Raw genomic sequence first — 19,285 nt, 5'->3', positions numbered from 1 at the left:
GGGGGTGTTTTTTTTTAAATCACAAAATATTTGGGGGGCGGGGGGGGGGCCGCCGCGGTTTTTTTTTTTTTCCTCCCCCCGGGGGGGCGGCCCCCCCCCCCCCCCCCCCCCCCCCACCCCTGCCCGTAGTATCGACAGTTAACAACGGACTGTCAGCAGTCGCCCATAGAACCGAGGACACACCATGGCCGCCACCGCATCCCTCCTGGGACTTGAGAAGAAGAGCTTGCGCGAACAGGCGCTCGCAGCACTGCGGACCGCCATCACCAGCGGTGAGCTTGAGCCTGGGCGGCACCTCGTTGAAACCGAGCTTTCCGAGATGCTGCAGATCAGTCGCGGCACGCTCCGCGAAGCCCTGCGCCAGCTGGAACAGGAAGGCCTGATCTCCGCTGGAGCACGGGGCAGGATGTCCGTGCGGCACCTGGACGTCAAGGAAATCCGCGACATCTTCTCCGTCCGCGGTGTCCTGGAATCGTTGGCGGCCCGGACACTTAGTGACATGCCGGACAAGGAAGCCGCGCTCGCAGAGCTGCGTGCCGCCGTCGACGCTATGGAGAAGGCCTCGAAGTCATCCCTGGAGGAACGGATCGAATCCGACCTTGAGTTCCACCGCACGCTCTGCCGCCTGTCCGGAAACGAAACCCTGCTGCATTCGTGGGAATCCCTGGAGGGCTCCATCCGGATGTCCATCATGTTCGCCGGGTTGGAACGCGCCACGCGGAACATGAGTGTCGGCAGGCATCACGACATTGTCGCTGCCATTGAGACCGGGAATGCGGCCAAGGCGCGCGAGACGATCATCGCGCACATGGATGGCGCGGCGGAGAACTTGGTCGGCTAGCTGGCCCGGGGTGTTAGTTGCCCTCCGCCAGCGGCAGCGTCAGGCTGAAGTGTGCCCCGCTTGGGCTCGGATGCGCTTTTGCCGTGCCGTGATGGGCGGTGGCTACGTGCTGAACCACGGCGAGTCCCACACCGGATCCGGCGACGCTCCGCGCGCTGGTGGAACGGTAGAACCGGTCAAAGACATGGTCCAGATCCTCCGACGGAATGCCCGGTCCCGTGTCCCGCACATCGAGGGTGACCGCGCCCTGTGAAGCGCTCAGGGCTACCCGGACATGGCCCGGCGACGGCGTGAATTTGCCGGCATTGTCCAGCAAGTTCGCGATGGCGCGGGCCAGCCTGACACGTTCCCCTGTCACCAGGAGAGGCCCGCCGGGTCCTTCCAAGGACCACGCGACCCCGGGGTACCGGCGTTCGGCATTGTCCATGCAGAAGAGAACAAGTTCGTTGAGGTCCATTTCCTCGATGAAGGAAGGGGCCTCATCGTGTCGGGCCAGGTCGATCAGGTCCTCGATGAGGGACTGCATCGCTATCAGCTCATGCTCCAAGGCCCCGGTGATGCGTTCTTTGCTGCCCTGCGACAGTTCGGGATTCCTGAGCATGGCTGCGTTGGTTCGCAGCGACGTCAGGGGAGTGCGCAGTTCGTGGGAGGCGTCGGCAATCAGCTGCTCCTGCTGGCGGCGGGATTCTTCCAATTCACTCAGCATCGTATTGAACGCGCTGCCGAGCCTGTTGATTTCGGTGGTTTTGCTTCGGGGAATCCTGATGTCGGTATTGCGGGTTTGCGCAATACTCTCGGCTACTGCTGTGAGCCGATCCACCGGCCGAAGTCCGCGCCTTGCGGCTACGTAGGCAGTGCCGGCAGCCACCACCAGGGCGCCCAGCACCGTCGCCGCGAGCAGCCAGCCGAGACGCTCAAAGGTGGCCAACACCCTGTCATCCCTGACCCCCACCACCAAAGCCCGTTGGTTCGGCAGGGGCCTGACGTACACGCGGATGGGATCGTCGCCGATGGCCGCTTCCGTAAAGAAAGCCGCGCTCTTGCCGGATGCCACCTCCCGCATCTGGGCGGTGATGGGCAAGGCTGGCCCGGCGCCGGAGTCCGGGTCTTCGCTGGGAGTTGGCGAGACCAGTTGTGCACAGGCCGGCGAACGGACCCAGGTGCACTGTGAAAACCCTTGCCAGTTGGGATCGGTCTGGATCAGCTGGATGATGCGATCCGACTCGCGCCTCAGGGAAAGATCCTCGTTCTTGCGTAGTTCATGACCCACGAAGACGTACACCAGTACTGCAAACAGTGAAACGGTGAGGGTGATGGCCGCTGCGATGACCAGTGTCATCCGCAGGCGCAGCGTCACGATGCGGCCAGCCTGTATCCGACGCCCCGAACCGTCTGGATGATCCGCGCCTCACCCCCGGCTTCGAGTTTTCGACGCAGGTAGCTGATGTAGACCTCCAGTGAATTGGAGGCTGGAGTCATTGCGTATCCCCACACGGCGTCGCTGATCTGGCCTCGACTGAGTGCTTGCTCCGGGTTTTCCGCGAGCACGCAAAGGATGGCGTATTCGGTGCTGCTCAGGTCAATCCAGCGTCCGTTTTGCCTCACGGCGTGGGCCTCGGGGACCAGTTCCACATTGTGGTACCCCATGGGGCTGGCCGGAAGCTGGGTTGTCCGGCGTGCCATGGCCCGCAATCGTGCCAGCAACTCATCGGGTTCAAACGGCTTGGAAAGGTAGTCATCCGCTCCGGCGTCCAACCCCGCAACGCAGTCAGCCACATCGCTGCGGGCCGTGAGCAGGAGGATGGGAACGGTGTTGCCGGCGGTTCGGAGCATTCGGCAGAGCCCGAGTCCGTCCATCAGCGGCATCAAAACGTCCGCCACCACCAGGTCCGGGGATGTTGCGGCCACCCTTTCGAGAGCTTCCCGGCCGTCAGCTGCCGATTCAACCTGGTATCCGGCCGCTTCAAGCAGGGACTGCAGGGAGCTCCTGATGTCCGGATCGTCGTCGACGACCAGGACTGTTATGGGCTCCGTCATGGCCACCAGCATAGTTTGCGGGGCTTCAGAATCCTTTAAGTTCCTTTCTGAACCATGGGGCTATGGATAAGGACACCGGAACCACCTACGCAACTGCCACGCAGCGCGGGCTGTTTGAGGCCCGGCGGCATCGTCCACGGGCCAGGGACTGGGTTGTGGGCCTCTTCGCGGGAGTACTGATGGCACTGCTCTTCGGCCACGGACTGGTTCCGGAGGCTCGCGGGATGGCTCTCGCCATCGAGAGCTTCCTGCCGTGGTTCGGGATGGTCATTGCTGCCCTTTTGATCGTGGCGTTGCTCTCAAGAGCCTGGGCGGGCTCCATTCCAGCGGCGGCCGCCCTGATTTCCTGGTGTGTGGTCTTTTTGCCAGTCATGGCGACCGGCGCCGCCCCGTCTTCCGCCGCAGCGACGTCCGGCGAACCCAGCGGATGGAGCATCGTCACGCAGAACCTCCGCGCAGGAAATCCGCATGCCTCCGAGGCCGTGGAGAAGCTGATCACGTCCGGCGCCGACGTCGTGGTCCTGCAGGAGCTCACCGGCCCGACCCTGGAACGAATAGCTCCGCTGATGGATGGGACGTTCGCGTACCGGCAGGTTGCGGGGACGGTGGGGGTCTGGAGCCGGTTTCCGCTGAGCCAAGGCAGGCCCCTTGCTTTGGGCCTCGGCTGGTCCCGCGCCATGAGCATGGAGGTGGAAGCGCCCGAGGGGCCCGTCCAGCTCTACGCCGTACATCTGCCCTCGGTCCGGCCCGGCGAAGTAGGCAACAGGAACAGAGGGCTTGCCAAGCTCAGCAGGATTCTGGAGGCGGATCCATCGCAACGGATATTGGTGGTGGGAGACTTTAATGCGGCCAATACCGACCGCGCCTTCGCCCCACTCCTGGCAACGCTCGACGACGCCCGGACCGGCTTCGGCTTCACCTGGCCGGCCAGCCTGCCCGCCACCCGGCCGGACCACATTCTGTTCCGCGGGTTCACACTGTCTGGAGCGTCAGTCATCACAACGCCGGGCACCGACCATCTCGCAGCGATGGCATGGCTGCAGCCGGGGGCAGTCCGACCGACGGTGAGTCTTAACGCCAGTTCCCTTTAGTGGCCAGCCGCGTTCAGCAGATGATCCGGCAGGCGGTTTCCCGGTGCCCGGCCACGGATTTCCAACAGTTCGCGGGCGTGGGCGTGCAGCTTCTTGTCCTCGTCAGACACCGGTTCCCAAGCAGGAATGGGCACCGAGGTCCCCGTTTCGTCGCGCGCCACCATGACCGTGAGGCAGTAAGTGGTCAGGTTCATTTCGCGGGTCTTCGGATCGCCGGAGCGGACGTGGACAGCGATGTGCATGCCCTTGGCGCCGGTGTAGACGAGGCGTGCTTCCACTTCAACGACGTGGCCGATAAGCAACGGCCGGTAGAAGCGCACGCCGCCCGAGAACACTGCCACAGTGTCCTTGCCGCAGTACCGGGAAGCGCAAACGTACGCGGCCTCATCAATCCACTTCATCACGATGCCGCCGTGGACCTTGCCGCCCCAGTTCACATCAGTGGGGGACGCCATGAACCGCAGGACGACGCGCTCGGCGGTCCCGGCGTCGGTATATTCCTGCGCATTCATCGCGTTGACGATCTGTTCGCGGACCTCAATGCGTGCCAGCGCGTGGTCGCGCTGCTCGATCTCTTCAGGCGTGGACGGCTCAAACTGGGGGACGGGGATAGGTTTACCGTCCGGCCCCACCGCTACGAAGATCACCATGCACTGGCTGTGCATCGTCTCCGGACCACCCTTGGGATCGCGGGAGCTGACCACTGTGTGGATGTGCATGGAGGAGCGGCCGGTATAGACGATGGTGGACGTTACCTCCACCATGTCGCCGCTGTTCACGGGATCCGTGAAGTGGATGTTGCCCACATAGGCAGTGACGCAATACGACTTGGCCCACCCCACCGCTGCCGCATATGCCGCCTTGTCCACCCACTCAAGGACAGTGCCGGCGTCGACTGACCCGCTGTGTCCGATGTCCATGGGGGCCGCAAGGAAGCGGAGGGTCACTGAATTGGCGGCATCATCGCTCATGTTTCGAAGTTTACTGTCGGCAGGTTTCTGTTACGTGACTAAGTCAGTGCTGGCTGTCGCAGCGACCAGATGCGTCAGGCGCGTGGTATCCCGAGGGTCGCGATGAGATCCTCGTGCAGCTCGAACCAGATCCGATGAAAGGAATCGCGGTCCGTGGCCGTGAGCCAGGCCGTGCCCTCCGGAGCGTGCCTCAGTGCCCCCAGCAGGCGCTCGGCGTAGCCGTCGAACCGGGGCAGTAAACCGGTCAGCTGCCCTTCCATGGGACGCCACGCTGCCAAGGCGCCGATCAAGACATCCATGGCATCTTCCGTGGCGGGAGACTGCAACTGGATAGCGCTGCAGGCGCCGACAACGCCGGTGTTGTATTCCGCGAATTCCTCGTGCACGGCCGCAACTGTCCCACGCGCCTCCGCATGGTCGAGTTCCAGGGCAAGCAATCGTTCATTTTCGGCCCGCCCGAGACTCGACAGCGACCAACCACTGGTCCCGGCGAAGGTGCTGTACGAAACGAAGCCATCCACGCCGGCGTCGATGAGTTCGGACTCCACCACCGTGCGGGACCGGGCGAAGCGCGCCGCTACAGCCCCTGTGTCCGCGAACCCGAGAAGGCGTACGGCGTGCAGGGTGAGAAGCGTCATTTGTTGTCCGCCGCCGTGACGGTTCCCTGCGCACCATCTACCGTCAGCCGGCTTCCGTCGACGAGCATTTCCAGTGCGTCACGGACTCCGAGCACGGCGGGAATCCCGTACTCCCGGGCCACAATCGCGGCGTGGGACAGCATGCCGCCGGTTTGCGTGACCACAGCTGATGCCATTCCGAAGAGGGGCGTCCACGCGGGATCGGTGGTGCGGCAAACCAGCACATCTCCGGACTGGAAGAGGTTGAATTCGTCGGGTCCGTGAATGAGCCGGGCCGGTCCCTGGACAATCCCGGTACTGGCGCCGACGCCGGTGAGGATGGTGGTCATCGCAAGCTTCCGGTTCGCAGCGAAAAAGTATTTGTGGGCATCTTGTTGAGAGTAGCAGTGGAGGGGTGCCTGAGCAGGTCGATTTGCAGTCTAAATGAGAATCAATATCATTTAACCCATGTCTCATCACCTCACCCCCATGACCCCTGCCCCGACCACGCTCAGACGACGCCTTCACGCCCTGCCGATTGCCGCCGTCGGGCTCTCTGCCCTGCTGCTGACCGCTTGCGCCGACCCCGGCGGTTCCGCAGGAAGCGCAGTTGATTCGTCACCTTCAGCTACATCGGCACCCACTGCCAAGGAGGCCGGGGCGGCCACGCCGCGGCTTGTCTACACTCACGACGCCGGCATGTCGGTTTTGGATGCTGCGTCGCTTGAGCAGGTGGGAACTGCGGAAATGTCCGGTTTCAACCGCCTGAATCCAGCTGGCGACGGGCGGCATGTATTCGTGTCCACCGGGGATGCCTTCCGCCTGTTCGACGCAGGCGCCTGGACCGAGCCGCACGGTGACCACAGCCACCACTACGTAGCCGACCCCAAGCTGACTGAATTGGCGTTTGAGGCAGACAAAGCTGGCCATGTGGTGCTTCACGCGGACAAGGCGGTGCTGTTCAACGACGGATCGGGCAAGGTGCAGAGCTTCGAAAGGTCTGCCCTGGCCGCTGCTGTGGAGGATGGAAAGCTGCCCGCCACTGACGTGTATACGACGCCTGAAGCCCATCACGGAGTGGCCGTCGAGCTGGAAGACGGCAAGTTGCTGGTGACCCTCGGCAACGAGGAAAGCCGAACCGGAATTGCCGTGCTCTCGGCGGGAAAGGGGCAGGACCGCAAGGAAATCCTGCGCAATGAGGACTGCCCAGGGGTGCATGGCGAGGCCGTTGCCGCAGGTGAAGCCGTGGTGGTTGGATGCGAGAACGGCATGCTGGTTTACAAGGACGGTGCCATCACCAAGGTGGCCAGCCCCGATGCGTACGGCCGGCTGGGCAACCAGGCAGGTTCGGAAAAATCGCCTGTCATCCTGGGCGACTACAAGGTGGACAAAGCGGCCAAGCCGGAGCGACCCACGCGGATCTCGCTCGTCAACACCCAGACCGCCACCATGCAACTCGTGGACATCGGCACCAGCTACTCATTCCGTTCATTGGGCCGCGGGCCTGCAGGTGAAGCGCTGGTGCTTGGGACTGACGGGGGCCTGCGTGTGATCGACCCACTCACCGGCGCTGTTACATCCACGATCCCGGTAGTTGCTGGGTGGGAAGAGTCCGCCACGTGGCAGGATCCGCGCCCCACGCTCTTTGTCCAAGGCTCGACGGCGTTCGTCACCGAACCTGCGACGCGCACCATCCATGCGGTGGACTTGGTGACCGGCAAGGTAGCGAAGTCGGCGCAGCTTGAGCACGTCCCGAACGAACTCACCGGCGTGACGGGCTAGACGCTCTCTCACGACACGCCGCTTAAACACCGGCGCTCTCTCACCTCCGGCCACTTAAACGCCGGCGCTCTCTCACTCTTCTGAAGGAAGTGAGAGAGCGCCGGCAGTTAGGGGCCGTTAGGTGAGAGAGCGTCCGGGGTGGTGGCCGCTTACGCGAGGACGCGGAGCTTCGAGCCAGAGCGGCCGAACAGGGCGGCGTCCGCGGAGATCTTGCCGGCGCCAGCCAATGCCAGGGCCAAAGCGGCGCCAGCAAACAGCAGCACCAGTTCGTACCCGCCATTGCCAACGAAGATGCCTGCCGGGGCGTGCACCAGGAACAGTGCGCCGAGCATGTTGACGGCCAGGAGGGCTGCGAATACACGGGTCAGGAATCCGATGATCAGCGCGATGCCGCCTACGAGCTCGAGCGTTGCGACGATCGGGGCGACTGCGGAAGCGCCGGGGACGCCCATCTGCGTGAAGGACGCCTGCGTGCCGGCGATGGTGAATTCGTTGAACTTCTGCCAACCGTGCGCGGCGAAGAGAAATCCTGCGATAACGCGCAGGATGGTCAGGGCTGTGGTGGTCAAGCTGGACTTGTTCATAAGTCAACCCTCCCGAACATAACTTGAAGTGTCAACTAATGATGGCCTTTTATGACCAAAACACAGCTAGCGGACTTCGGCTCGCTCCAAATAGCGCGCGTCAGGCTCAGTGAAGCCGAACTGCCTATACAGCCCATGGGCATCACCGGTGTGAAGCATCCACCGGAACCCGGCTCCTGGCCCGGCGTCGATCATTTCGCGCACTATCGCCTTGCCCAGCGACTGGCCCCGCGCGGATTCGTGCACGTACACATCGGCCAGGTAGGCGAGGGCAACGCCGTCGGAAAACGCCCGTGCGTAACCCACCATGGCGCCGGTCCGGGCGTCGTAAGCGCCAACAATCCGCCAAGCGTTCTCCAACTGCGCTTCGACGTCGGCCCGCGTGCGCCATTTTGCCCAGTAAACGTTGGTGGAGAGCTCGGTCCAGAGCCAATCGCGGTCCACGCGGTTCTTGTCCGTGGAGAGGATGTAAGTCATGGTTTGGCCCCTTTCGCCTGCATCCGGCGCTTCCTGGCCGGCTTCTGAAGCCACGGCTGCAGGAGCCTGGTGGTGATCGGCAGGAAGATGTACGTCATCAACGGCGTCAGGATGACGATGTTGAGGAGTACCGAGAACACCAATGGCCAGTCCTGAGTCAGGGGATGCAGCAGGAAGTTGGCCAGCAGGCTGAGCGGGAAGAACGGGAGGAAGATGCTGATGGCCTGCTTCCAGCGGGGCGGCACCACGGTTTCGGGGACGACCACTGAGACGTCGCCAGGCCGGGAGAACCATCCCTCAATACCGGTGTGGCGCTCCACGCGGGTGGTTTCCATCATGTCCCTGGCGCTGTCGATCCACCAGCGCCGCTCCTCGGAGTCTTCCCACTCCTGCAGCGAGTCGGCGTCAGCGAATCGGTACAACATGTGCCATTCAGCTGAATCGACCCCATTGCGCACCCATCCCGATCCAAGGTAACCAGGCCATTCGCGGGCGAGCTCCTGGCCGGCATGGGCCCAGGCGTTGGCCTGGCGGGTATAGCCGGGCAGGATGGTGCGGGCGACGGAAACGGTGACGGGATGCTCATGTGACACGGGCCAAATGTACCCGGCCCGCACCGGACTAGGCTTGTTTAGTGCCTCAAACCACAACCACCACACCCCGCTCAAACGCCCGCGAGATCCTGCGCCTGGCTGTTCCCGCCTTCGGCGCGCTGATCGCAGAACCGCTGTTCCTCCTGGCGGACTCCGCCATTGTGGGGCATCTGGGCGTTGACCAGCTCGCCGGTGTCGGGCTCGCTTCCACCATTCTGCACACCGCCGTGGGGCTCATGGTCTTCCTGGCATATTCGACGACGCCGGCAGTGGCCCGTGCAATCGGCGACGGTAAGTTGGGGAAGGCTTTGGCGGCAGGGCGCGACGGCGTGTGGCTGGCGCTGCTGCTGGGGCTGGCGCTCGCTGTGGTCGGTTTCGTGGCGGCCGAGCCGTTGGTTGGCTTCATGGGCGCAACCGGGGACGTCCGCGAATTTGCCGTCGATTACCTGCGGTGGTCCATGCCTGGCCTGGCCGCAATGCTCCTCATTTTCGCGGGCACCGGCGTTCTCCGCGGGCTCCAGGACACTCGGACGCCTTTGCTCGTGGCAACGGCCGGGTTTGCGTTGAACATCGCGCTCAACTGGTTCCTGGTCTACGGGCTGGATCTTTCGGTGGCTGGCTCGGCGATTGGTACCAGCCTCGCGCAGTGGGCCATGGCCGCCGTCTACCTGGTGATGGTCAGCCGGAACGCGAGGCAGCACGGAGTGTCCCTGAGGCCCGACTGGCATGGCATCCGCGCGATGACCAAGGTGGGTTCGTGGCTCATGCTGCGCACGCTGAGCCTGCGCTTGGCCATCCTCGCGACCGTCCTGGTGGTCACTGCCCAAGGCGCCGTGAACCTGGCGGCGCACCAGTTGGCCATGACCATCTTCTCGTTCCTCGCGTTTGCGCTGGATGCCCTGGCGATCGCGGCGCAAGCCCTGGTCGGCAAGGAACTCGGCGCCGGAAATGCCCAGCGTGTCCGCGAGCTGACCCGCACCATGGTCCGCTGGGGCCTCGGATTCGGCGTGATCACCGGCGTGCTCCTGGCCGTGGCGGCACCGTGGGCCGGGTACCTGTTCACCTCCGACGAGGGCGTCCGATCAGTCCTTACCATCGCCCTGTGGGTCCTCGCCGTGGGACAACCCCTGGCCGGCTATGTCTTCGTCCTCGACGGAGTCCTCATTGGCGCCGGTGACGCACGGTATCTGGCGATCGCCGGCGTCGTAAACCTGGTGGTCTATTTGCCGCTGTTGGTGGCTATCCACCAGATCAGGCCCGACGGCGAGGCCGGGCTCTTCTGGTTGTGGGCCGCGTTCGCGCTGGGCTACATGCTGGCCCGTGGCGTGACTTTGGGGCTACGCGCACGGACCGATCGGTGGATGGTGCTGGGTTCCCACTAAACTGGACGGGTGACTCTTCCAGCGACTCCTGCCCAGACTCCTACTGCTTCAGCCGCCGGACTCTGGAAACCCGTGCTGATCCGCGCGACGGTCGCATTGCTGTTCGGTGCGATCACCATCTTCTGGGCTTCGCCGTCGGTCCATGTTCTGGCCTGGGCTGTTGGCCTGTATCTGCTCGCCACTGCCGGGGCGGTGTGGATGTCCCGAGCTTTGCCGGTTGCAGTGCCCGTGGTTGTTGCGCTCGGAGGCATCGGCGCTCTTATCACCCAATCTGACGCTGGCGTGGCTCTCTCCGCGATGTTGGCCTTGTTGGTGCTGGGCCTCCTGGAGTTCGTCCATGGCCTCCGAAAGCGGGACTCCCTGGCCCGCGACTGGCTTGTTTCCGGCATCGTTTCCGTGGGCGCGGCCGTCATGCTGCCCTTCTTCACTTCCCTCGGAGCCCACGCGCTGTTGGGTGTTGCCGGTGGCGGCGCCATCATTTCCGGCGTGCTGTGGATCCTGTCCGGGCTGACGCTGCGGCACGATGCCCGCACAGGTTCCGACGGAGCCGCCCAGACCGCTGCGCCCGGCGCTTCGCCCGAGGCCGTAAACTAGTAGCTGGACGTTCTACTCGTTGTAGAACTTTTGCTGACCGGCGGACAAGAACCGCCATCATTGGAGGAATGACCGTGGCAGACCAGACCCCAGGAGAACCGCGCAAGATGCGGACCTCGGTCAAGGGACCCCTCATGTTCTCCGCGTTCTTTGCAGTGCTGGCTTTCGTTGCCGTGCTCATCTTTGCCTCCGGCGGCAGCGCACGCGCCCCGCGGTTCGACCTCGCCTTCACGGGCGCCGGCATCGCGTTCATCGTCAGCCTCGTGGTGGCCGCCATGCTTTCCATGAGCCACAAGGAAAACGCCGACCACCTCGGCCAGGGCTCCGGCATCAACCTCAGCTCCAAGCGTCCCGGCCACGGCGGTTCTGCCGCACCGGATGCCGACGAAGAGACTGAAACCCCCGACGCCGGCCGTTAACCCACCAGCGCTCCCTCACGTCGGTGGGGGAGCGCTTTTTTATGGGCGGGCTTGGTTGGTGCGTGGCTGAGCCATGAGGTTCGGCCCAGCCCACCAAGTCCTAGCTCAACAAAGTGTCGGCGAGGTCGTCGGCTGGCTCTTCGTCAGGTTCATCCGGGGTCTCCGCCGGCGCGGACTTGCGCGGACGGGTGACCACCACAATGATGACGGCGGTGCCAATGAAGCCCACGGCCCACCAGGGGAACCCGGGATCCAGTGCTTGGCTGGGGAGTGTCTGTGCGGCATCGCCGGAGGGGGGATCCGTGCGTTCGCCGCGGACCAGCAACCGGTGGGAGTTGACGCCGGTGGGAGTGCATGTCACGAGTGTGAGGTAGTCCTTGTCCTGGACTTTGCGGAGATCATCGGTTTCTTCAGGAAGAACAGTTTTGATCTGGTCCACCTTGTAGTAGATGGTTTCACCGAGCACCGTGACTGAGAAGACGTCACCTTCAGCCACTTGGTCCAGATCGTCGAAGAGTTTTGCGTTGACGAAGCCTGAGTGTGCCGTGATGACGCTATGGGTTCCTACGCCGCCTACCGGGAGACCGGAGCCGAAGAGATGCCCTGCTCCTTTGGACAGCGTCTCCTCGTCCGTGCCGTGGAAAATGGGCAGATCCGACTTGATGGAGGGGATGCTGATGCGTCCCATCATGCCGCCCGGGCCGACGTCGAGCATCTTTTTGTAGGTCTCAGAGCCGGCGCCGACCACTGTTTGCTCGCCCTTTTCGTTCAGCGAATAGGGGTCCCGCAGCGGGCCGGAGGGCAGTTCCTGGTTGAACTGCCGGGCCTCGTCCAGTAGCGCCTTCTGCGCGGAGGGGGAGAGGCTCTCAACAGTATTGACGTAGCCGCTGATCTCGGTCGCGTGGATGCGGTCCGAGAACCAGGCTGCCGCGGTGGGGTAGAGCAACACTCCGACGCCAAGGATTGCGGCCACAACGATGAAGATACGTTGGAGGCTCCACGCGTCGCGGAATTTTCGGTGGGCTTGCCGCAAGGGCGTTTGGGGCTGTGTCATCAGAATCCTGGGGGTGTGCTTTTGGGAAGCAAAGTGGGGAAGAGCGCGTGTTGGCGTTCTTCCCCACTCCGGTGTTCATGCTGGGAACCCTGGTGGGTCCTCAGGTACTAGCTGTTGGTGGTGCTCCGGCGTGAACGGACCAGCAGGAGTCCGGCACCGGCAACCAGCAGTGCGCCGGCTGCGTAGAGAACGCCGGTTCCCGCGCCACCGGTCAGCGGCAGTTCGAAGCCGCTGTTGGACGGGATGTTCTTGACCTCAAGGTCGATTCCAACCGCAGTGGATGCTGAGTTGATCAGGAAGGAGATCGGCTCGGCAAGCAGCTCGTAGCCCGCCGGTGCGGTGGTTTCAACCAGGTAGTACGTGCGGTAGTCGGCGGAACCGGGTGCAACTGCAGCGCCATTGGCCCAATCCGAGTAACGCAGACCGGAGATGGTCAGGGTTCCGTCTGCAGCAACCGTGAAGGTGCTCTGGCCGTTGAGGACGATCGGGTTGGTTCCGGCCTGTGCGTCGGCTTGGGTGGCGTAGACGGAGAAGGAAGCGCCTGCAAGGGCTTCGCCGTTCTCGTTGACCTTTTCAAGGGTCATTTCGCCCCACTTGGTAACAACCGGGGGAGTAACGATGGGGCCGCCGGGCTCGCCCGGAACGGCGGTGAAGCTACCCAGGTTCGGGTATACCAGTGCTTCGTTCTCGATCTCACCGATCGTGTTGACGGTGGTGTTCACAACAACCTGAACGCGGGCGTCGTTGTTAGCGGCCAGCAGCAGGAGGCCAGCGGGGGTGAAGACGATGGAAGCCGTGTTGTTGGCGGCATCGAATTCCACGGTGTAGTCCGTACCTTCGGCGATTGCGGTGCCGTTGGTCAGGGTAGCCGAGGCGCCAACGTAGGTCAGCTTGTCATCCAGGGCGTCCACGATCTTGTAGCCATCAATGACTTCTTCGTTCGGGATGTCGCCGGTGATGGTGAAGTCGATCTGGTCGCCGAGCTTGACGTCAGGAGCATCCGTGACGGTCTTTTCTGCACCCGTGATGGAGTTCTTGGGGTAGACGTGGACGTCGTAGATCCAGTTGTCCTTGTTGTCCGGGTCCGTCAACGGTACGGATACCAGGAACGGAGCCGCCGGAGTCACGCCGGAGGGGTAGTTGGTTTCCGTTACCAGGTACAGGCCGACGGGAAGGCTACCGAACGTTGCGGTGCCTGCGGCGTCGGTGGTCTGTGCCTGTCCGGCACCGAGGGTGAACCCGGCGCCCGTGATGGAGCCACTGGGATCGGCGGGGGAGAAGACGCTGCTCAGGTTGTGCGCGGCGTCCCACCCTGCGTTGGTGGACAAGTCGAGATCGTTGACCTGCTGGACGGTGAACTCGATGCCCGCCAGGGGCGTAAGGCCCGTGGTGTCGACGGCGGTGCCGTTGTTGGGCAGGCCGGTCGGAGTAGCCGGGCGCTCGAACTTGTGAACGGTGATGGAGCCGGTTTGGTCGCCATCAACCAATGGTGCGGCCGACGCCGGAGCTACGGAGAAGGACATTGCCAGCACCGCCCCGGCAATGGTGGCGGCGGCGGTCTTCCAAACACGCCGGGAGCTGTGATTACTCACTATTTTCCTCTTTCTTGGTGGTGTTGCGATGCTCGGGAACGAACACTTTGGAGATACGGTCCTGCCGGGGTCGGCGGGACCGGGGCTAATGGGTTAGGCAGGCAGGTGGCTTCGTGTGCTGCGCATGGTGCTACGGGCCAGGATCAGCGCGGTCAGAAGCAGTGCTGCTCCGCCCGCGGTGAACGGCCACCAGCCGACGCCGCCGGATTCCGGAAGTTTCAGTGCCGGGACGTCGCGAACCGTTACCAGGAAGATTCCGTTGGCATCGTCGTCGCTGGCGGTGACGACGCCTGCGCCGCTTCCTTGGCCGAGTGTCACAGCGCCATTGGGTGCGATGGTGAACTGCACGGCCTCAGCCAGCAGGTTGAAGCCTTCCGGAGCAGTGGTTTCTTCGAGCCAGTAAACCCCCGGATCGATGCCTTCGAGCTGGAACTGGCCGGTTTGCGACGTGATGGGGGAGACCGTGTAGCTGCTGATAACAGCCCCCGGTGCGCCGCTGGCATCGTTGTGGATGGCCCAGGTGGAGCCAGCCATGGGAACCCACGTGGAGTCGGACGATTCGCCAACCTTTTCGATGAGGATCTTGGCTGGTGTCAGGTGCGTGGTTGAGCACTCTGGCGCCAGTGGGGTGGTGTTGGCTGCGCAGCGCAGGGGTGCGACGCTGCCTTCGCCGGTGACGACGTTGACCAGCTGGGCACTCCAGGCACCCTCATTGACGGTGACCTCGTAGCTGAGCGTGGCCGTCTGGCCGGTGCTGAGGCTAAAGGCAGGGGTTGTCAGCGTGGTTGACGGTGCCACAGGCCCGGCCACCGGGATGGGGGTAGCGGTACCGATTGTCAGGACGGCGGAGCCGGGGACGAACGCTGCCTGATCCAAGACGTCGGACAGGTCATCAGTCAGGACGATGCCGTCGATCTGGCCGCGGTTGCTGGAGGCCGTCACGGTGTAGGTGATGGTGTCGCCCGGCTTGACGGTCTGGCCGTTGGAGGCAACCCCATCCACTGTGGCGGTCTTGGTGATGGTCCACCCTGGAACATCGGGTGTGCTGACAGTTGCGGAACAACCGATGCCGGGGGCCGGCGGGCAGGCAGGGTCCACGGTGGGAACCATGGTGGTTGATCCTGGAATCGGGATCGGTCCGCCGCCAGGCATGTTGGGCACGGCGGTCTCAGCTGCAGGCACGATGGTGGCTGTGTTGGAGATCGTTCCGGAGGTATTCGGAGCGACGGTTCCAGTGATGGTGTACGTCAGCGTTCCACCGGTGTTGATCCGGACTGTGCCGGAGACGCTGCCTGAGCCGCTGGGCGCGTTGCACGCTGTGGGGCCGGTAGGGGACAGCGTTGCTGTTCCCGGTGCCGTGACGGCACACGTCCACGTAGCGCCCTGGATGGAAGCGGGCAGGGGGTCAGTGAACGTCGCGTTGACGGCATCGCTTGGTCCGTCGTTGTGGACAACCACCGTGTAGGTGATGGATTGGCCCGGGGTGTACGAGTCCAGGTTGTCGTCCTTAGTGATGGACAGGTCCACAAGCGGGCGAACGGTCAACGGTGCCGTGCCGGGAGAGTACAAGCCGGTGATGGTGGGGAAGTTGTTGACGCAATCCGGGATTGCTGCGCCGGTATTGGCCACACATCCGGAGTTGTTGTAGACGCCGGGGGTGTTGCTGGTGACCGTCACTGTGATGGTGCAGGAAGCGCTGCCTTGAGCGAGGTTTCCGGTGACATCAATGGTCCCGGCCGATACGGTACCCGCTGTGCGAACGCAGGTTCCACCGAGGGGGCCACTGGCGGTCAGGCCGGCGGGGAGATTGTCGACAAAGTGCCACCCGTTCTTGGCCATCAGGTCAGAAGTGTTGGTGACCGTGTAGGTGAGCGTTGTGTTCTGGCCCTGGAAGATTGAAGCAGGGGAGAACGCTTTGTCCAACTGGGGCGTGACGTCCACCAGCTGGGGAAGGTCGAAACCGACGTCGTTGCCGGTGCCGGTCGCAGTCAGGTTACGGACGCGGATGCCGAGCGTGGGCGTCGTTCCGGTCAGTGGGACCTGGATGGCTGCGGACTGGAGCTTGGCCACGCTGAAGTTGGTGTTGTCAACCACGATGACTTGGCGGCTGGCGTCCGCGCAAGGGTCCAGGCTGGTGCCAACAACGTTGGCTACTCCGTTGACCAGGATGGCGAATTCCTGGCTCGCATGGTTGGAGAAGCAGTTCGCCTCACCGAAGATGCCCGAGACGGCGTAGTAGTGGCCGGCGATGGTCGGGATGCTGTTCTTGGTGGTCTGGAGCTGCAGGCCGGCGGCTTGGTTTGAGCTGGGGTCGTTGGTGTATTCGCTAAGGATTTGGTTTTGCCGGGCCTGCGCGTCGGTCATGCCCTGGTATTTGCCCATGGCGAAGGCCATGTTGCCGAGATGGGTAAACGCCCCGTTTCGCAGGCATTGATCGTTGTTGGAGATGCCACCGCCGTTAGCGGGCACCGGAGTCCCTTGCCTGAGGATCCAGCCGTTGCAGGCCCCTGAACCTGGAGACCAGGCAGCGCCAGCGGTGTAGCGCTCAGTCTGCGCCGCAGCACCGCCCGTGTAGATGCCAAGAGGGACCGGGGCCGTGGCAGCGCTCTGGTTCGAGAAGTCTTCGCTGTAGATTTGGATGCCCGGTTGCGTGACGCCGGGTGAACCCGGGGCTGCGGATACGGTAGCTGGCGATCCGACTACTCCGTAGGCCGTCATTCCGACCAGGACCAGAAGCACGGAGGCCATGAGGGCGAACACCGAATGCCCTGCCCTCTCACCCAACCTGCCTCGAACATGAGCACGCATGTGCCCCAACTGCTTCCGCATGAAGTTCCTTTTCCCTGATACCCGGGCGGATCAGACCTTCCTGAGGGCTGCCGCTTTTTTCTTTCCTGAGGTGTAGGTAGGGGCATTTCAGGGATCGTGACGCAAAACGAAGGTGATCTGCATCACCAACAATTCGAGATGTCAAGAGTGGTGGAGGGTGACGCCGTCTGCTTATTTAGACCAGCGGAGCGGGAGCGAGGCGTTGACGAGCAGGAAGGTGAGGACGAAGCAGCCGCAGAGGACCAGCCCTATGTCAGGAGTGAGTTCGTCGTAGGGCACCCCTTCAATCACCCCTGTCAGGCGGACCCGCCGGGTGTAGCCGGAAATCATGAGGCCGGCCGCGGCGGCTGCGATCATGACATAGAGGCGGCCGTTTCCCATCCACCATTGGGGGGTCCGGGCATGGAGCCGCAGGGGTAAGCCCAGTAGTACACCCAGGGCGATGGCAAAGATTGGAAGATGGATCATGGCGAGCAGGACGCCTGAGGCTGTGCCAATCATGGGTGATGCCAGCATGGCCGCAATCCACGCCGCGCCCACAAAAGGATAGGTGATGGCCAGTTGTGCCATCGATGCGACGCCAAGCTTCGCTGTGGCATGGCCGACGTGTGCCGCCGGGTTGGTTTCCCCCATGGCCGCCATTATGCCCGGCCTTACTCGCCTTCTGCGGCCTTCCTTGCACGGTATGCGGCGACGTGGGCTCGGTTGGCGCAGTTTCCGGTGTCGCAGTAGAGCTTGGATCGGTTGCGGCTGAGGTCCAGCACGACGGCGTCGCAGTCATCTGCCGCGCACACGCGCATGCGCTCCATTTCCTTGCTGCGGATGACGTCGATGATGGCCATCGCGGCTTCGGTGCCCATCCGGTCAGCCAGGGGCGCTTCCGGGGTGGTGGCGTGGAGGTGCCAGTCCCAATGGTCATGCTTCACGAGTTGGGGAAGGGCTTTGGCGTCGGCGAGCAACTTGTTGACGGACTTGGCCGCCGTGTCCTCGTCGGCGCTCCAGAGCGCTGCCAGTTCGCTGCGAAGACGCTTGATGCTGCCCAGTTCGGCTGGGGAGTTGACCCGCGAGCCCGTGAACTCTTCAGCGTCCAGGAATGCGTCGAGGTCCTTCGCTGTGGCGAGTGATTCCTCCCCGTTGGCAGCCGTGTTGATCAAATTGACGACGCTGCGGAGTGCAACCTCGGTGTCAGGCGCAAAAAGCACTTTGACTCCTTACATGTTTCGGGAGTACTGTCATGACCATAAGCCCACTTTACTCCTGACAGGAGGCTGCTGTGTCAGCTCCAACGACGAAGGCTGATGCAAAAGGTTTCCTGGCATCAGGACTCGGCATCGCACTCTTTTCTTCTGCTGTCTTTGGCACGTCCGGCTCGTTCGCCAAGTCAATGCTGGAAACCGGCTGGTCACCCGGTGCCGCAGTCGCCGTGCGCCTCACAGGTGCCGCGCTGATCCTGGTGATTCCCGCCGTCGTGGTTCTCCGCGGCCGTTGGCACCAACTCAAGGACAACTGGCTGACCATCCTGCTGTTCGGCCTTATTGGCGTCGCAGGGTGCCAGCTCTTCTACTTCAATGCCGTTGCGCGTTTGTCCGTGGGCGTCGCGCTGTTGCTGGAGTACCTGGCTCCGGTGATGATCGTGCTATGGCTGTGGATTGCCAGTCGACGCAGGCCGCGAGCCCTTACCTCTGCGGGCGCCCTGCTTTCATTGGGCGGCCTGGTGCTGGTTCTCGACCTGACCGGTGCCGTGAAAGTGGACTTCATCGGAGTCCTCTGGGGCATGGCCGCCGCCGTCTGCCTGGTGATCTACTTCTTCATCACCGCCAAGGAGAATGACACTCTTCCGCCGCTGGTGCTCGCATCGGGCGGACTCCTGGTGGGTGCGCTGGTGATGTGGCTGGTCGGCCTGCTGGGGTTGCTGCCCATGACGTTCAGCACCGCGGACACGACCCTCGGGCCATGGACCACTCCTTGGTGGGTGTCCGCCGTGGGGCTCATCGTCCTGGCCACCGTCCTGGCTTACGTCTCCGGAATCATGGCCGCCCGCAGCCTGGGTTCCAAGGTGGCGTCGTTCGTCTCCCTGACTGAAGTGCTCTTCGCCGTCGTCTGGGCGTGGCTGCTCTTGGGTGAACTCCCTGGGCCGATCCAGTTGTTGGGTGGCCTTCTGATTGTTGGCGGTGTGGTCCTGGTGCGCATCGACGAATTGCGCGGCGGCCGCCGGACTGCCCGGGCGTTGGATCACGTCAACGACGTCGAACCCGTCCCCACGGGCTCCGTCACCAAGGCGTCACGGAACTAGGCGGAACTTAAAAGCGAAAGGCCCCCCGGCGGATGTTTTTAAAGGGGGATGAGGAAAAAACTATGTTTTGATCATATTAGAATGGAGAGACGGGTGTTTAATGTCCAAGCTACGGTAGAGAGAGCCCGG

At 63.4% G+C, this 19,285-nt stretch carries 20 protein-coding genes; 7 read left to right on the top strand and 13 right to left on the bottom strand.

What is annotated here, in order from left to right; translation table 11 throughout:
* Window positions 1-184: 184 nt before the first annotated feature.
* Window positions 185-841, top strand: coding sequence for a GntR family transcriptional regulator (locus LN996_RS20415; protein ID WP_231342601.1), 657 nt, complete (start codon window positions 185-187; stop codon window positions 839-841).
* 13 nt (window positions 842-854) lie between these two features.
* Here the strand turns inward: LN996_RS20415 and LN996_RS20410 are convergent, their stop codons facing one another.
* Together LN996_RS20410 and LN996_RS20405 are read right to left on the bottom strand one after the other, a co-directional pair.
* Window positions 855-2,198 carry a cell wall metabolism sensor histidine kinase WalK gene (locus tag LN996_RS20410; RefSeq protein ID WP_231342600.1) on the bottom strand — a complete coding sequence of 448 codons (1,344 nt, stop codon included), beginning with the start codon at window positions 2,196-2,198 and terminating at the stop codon, window positions 855-857.
* A complete protein-coding gene (locus LN996_RS20405) occupies window positions 2,195-2,878 on the bottom strand; it encodes a response regulator transcription factor (RefSeq protein WP_231342595.1) in 684 nt (227 codons plus the stop codon). Before LN996_RS20405 ends, LN996_RS20410 begins: the two co-directional genes overlap by 4 nt.
* A 62-nt stretch (window positions 2,879-2,940) precedes the next feature.
* Between LN996_RS20405 and LN996_RS20400 the strand changes: the two genes are divergently transcribed.
* The gene (locus tag LN996_RS20400) at window positions 2,941-3,969 is read left to right on the top strand and encodes an endonuclease/exonuclease/phosphatase family protein (RefSeq protein ID WP_231342593.1); all 1,029 of its coding nucleotides are present in this window, start codon (window positions 2,941-2,943) and stop codon (window positions 3,967-3,969) included.
* Here the strand turns inward: LN996_RS20400 and LN996_RS20395 are convergent.
* The 3 genes from LN996_RS20395 to LN996_RS20385 form a co-directional block, all read right to left on the bottom strand.
* On the bottom strand, window positions 3,966-4,940 hold the full coding sequence (locus LN996_RS20395; protein ID WP_231342589.1) for an acyl-CoA thioesterase: 975 nt from the start codon (window positions 4,938-4,940) through the stop codon (window positions 3,966-3,968). The genes LN996_RS20400 and LN996_RS20395 overlap by 4 nt on opposite strands.
* 74 nt (window positions 4,941-5,014) lie before the next feature.
* Window positions 5,015-5,578 carry a hypothetical protein gene (locus LN996_RS20390; protein WP_231342587.1) on the bottom strand — a complete coding sequence of 188 codons (564 nt, stop codon included), beginning with the start codon at window positions 5,576-5,578 and terminating at the stop codon, window positions 5,015-5,017.
* The gene (locus LN996_RS20385; protein ID WP_231342583.1) at window positions 5,575-5,907 is read right to left on the bottom strand and encodes a PEP-utilizing enzyme; all 333 of its coding nucleotides are present in this window, start codon (window positions 5,905-5,907) and stop codon (window positions 5,575-5,577) included. The genes LN996_RS20390 and LN996_RS20385 overlap by 4 nt, the downstream gene beginning before the upstream one ends.
* A 118-nt stretch (window positions 5,908-6,025) precedes the next feature.
* Here LN996_RS20385 and aztD point away from each other — a divergent pair, with 118 nt between their 5' ends.
* Window positions 6,026-7,339, top strand: coding sequence for a zinc metallochaperone AztD (gene aztD, locus LN996_RS20380; protein WP_231342581.1), 1,314 nt, complete (start codon window positions 6,026-6,028; stop codon window positions 7,337-7,339).
* A 149-nt stretch (window positions 7,340-7,488) separates the two neighbouring features.
* Here the strand turns inward: aztD and LN996_RS20375 are convergent, their stop codons facing one another.
* From LN996_RS20375 to LN996_RS20365, 3 genes are all read right to left on the bottom strand, one after another.
* Window positions 7,489-7,923, bottom strand: coding sequence for a DoxX family protein (locus tag LN996_RS20375; RefSeq protein ID WP_231342578.1), 435 nt, complete (start codon window positions 7,921-7,923; stop codon window positions 7,489-7,491).
* A 66-nt stretch (window positions 7,924-7,989) separates the two neighbouring features.
* The gene (locus LN996_RS20370) at window positions 7,990-8,400 is read right to left on the bottom strand and encodes a GNAT family N-acetyltransferase (protein WP_231342576.1); all 411 of its coding nucleotides are present in this window, start codon (window positions 8,398-8,400) and stop codon (window positions 7,990-7,992) included.
* A complete protein-coding gene (locus tag LN996_RS20365) occupies window positions 8,397-8,993 on the bottom strand; it encodes an antibiotic biosynthesis monooxygenase (protein WP_231342573.1) in 597 nt (198 codons plus the stop codon). Before LN996_RS20365 ends, LN996_RS20370 begins: the two co-directional genes overlap by 4 nt.
* Window positions 8,994-9,034: 41 nt before the next feature.
* On the opposite strand from LN996_RS20365, the gene LN996_RS20360 reads away from it, so the two are divergent.
* The 3 genes from LN996_RS20360 (at window position 9,035) to LN996_RS20350 (ending at window position 11,388) form a co-directional block, all read left to right on the top strand.
* The gene (locus LN996_RS20360; protein WP_231342570.1) at window positions 9,035-10,375 is read left to right on the top strand and encodes an MATE family efflux transporter; all 1,341 of its coding nucleotides are present in this window, start codon (window positions 9,035-9,037) and stop codon (window positions 10,373-10,375) included.
* Between the two features lie 9 nt (window positions 10,376-10,384).
* Entirely contained in the window at window positions 10,385-10,969 is a 585-nt protein-coding gene (locus tag LN996_RS20355; RefSeq protein WP_231342568.1) for a DUF308 domain-containing protein, read from the top strand.
* A gap of 68 nt (window positions 10,970-11,037) precedes the next feature.
* Window positions 11,038-11,388 (top strand): hypothetical protein, encoded by a 351-nt coding sequence (locus LN996_RS20350; protein ID WP_231342567.1) that lies wholly within the window; start codon window positions 11,038-11,040, stop codon window positions 11,386-11,388.
* 100 nt (window positions 11,389-11,488) lie between these two features.
* Here LN996_RS20350 and LN996_RS20345 read toward each other — a convergent pair whose 3' ends face one another.
* The 5 genes from LN996_RS20345 to LN996_RS20325 form a co-directional block, all read right to left on the bottom strand.
* Complete coding sequence (locus tag LN996_RS20345) at window positions 11,489-12,442, bottom strand: class C sortase (protein WP_231342566.1); 954 nt, start codon at window positions 12,440-12,442, stop codon at window positions 11,489-11,491.
* A gap of 107 nt (window positions 12,443-12,549) precedes the next feature.
* Window positions 12,550-14,034: a SpaH/EbpB family LPXTG-anchored major pilin gene (locus tag LN996_RS20340; RefSeq protein ID WP_231342563.1), complete on the bottom strand. Its 1,485-nt coding sequence runs from the start codon at window positions 14,032-14,034 to the stop codon at window positions 12,550-12,552.
* A 93-nt stretch (window positions 14,035-14,127) separates the two neighbouring features.
* Window positions 14,128-16,863, bottom strand: coding sequence for a SpaA isopeptide-forming pilin-related protein (locus tag LN996_RS20335; protein ID WP_231342561.1), 2,736 nt, complete (start codon window positions 16,861-16,863; stop codon window positions 14,128-14,130).
* A gap of 171 nt (window positions 16,864-17,034) precedes the next feature.
* Entirely contained in the window at window positions 17,035-17,496 is a 462-nt protein-coding gene (locus tag LN996_RS20330; protein ID WP_231342557.1) for a hypothetical protein, read from the bottom strand.
* Window positions 17,497-17,516: 20 nt separating this feature from the next.
* Window positions 17,517-18,065 carry a CGNR zinc finger domain-containing protein gene (locus LN996_RS20325; RefSeq protein ID WP_231342552.1) on the bottom strand — a complete coding sequence of 183 codons (549 nt, stop codon included), beginning with the start codon at window positions 18,063-18,065 and terminating at the stop codon, window positions 17,517-17,519.
* Window positions 18,066-18,136: 71 nt separating this feature from the next.
* Between LN996_RS20325 and LN996_RS20320 the strand changes: the two genes are divergently transcribed.
* The gene (locus LN996_RS20320) at window positions 18,137-19,156 is read left to right on the top strand and encodes a DMT family transporter (RefSeq protein ID WP_231342549.1); all 1,020 of its coding nucleotides are present in this window, start codon (window positions 18,137-18,139) and stop codon (window positions 19,154-19,156) included.
* Window positions 19,157-19,285: the final 129 nt, after the last annotated feature.

This window comes from Arthrobacter sp. AK01 (assembly GCF_021109375.1).
In the GTDB taxonomy this organism is placed as follows: domain Bacteria; phylum Actinomycetota; class Actinomycetes; order Actinomycetales; family Micrococcaceae; genus Arthrobacter.
Note: the sequence above shows the minus strand (reverse complement) of the source record. Positions and strands in the feature narration are given on the sequence as shown.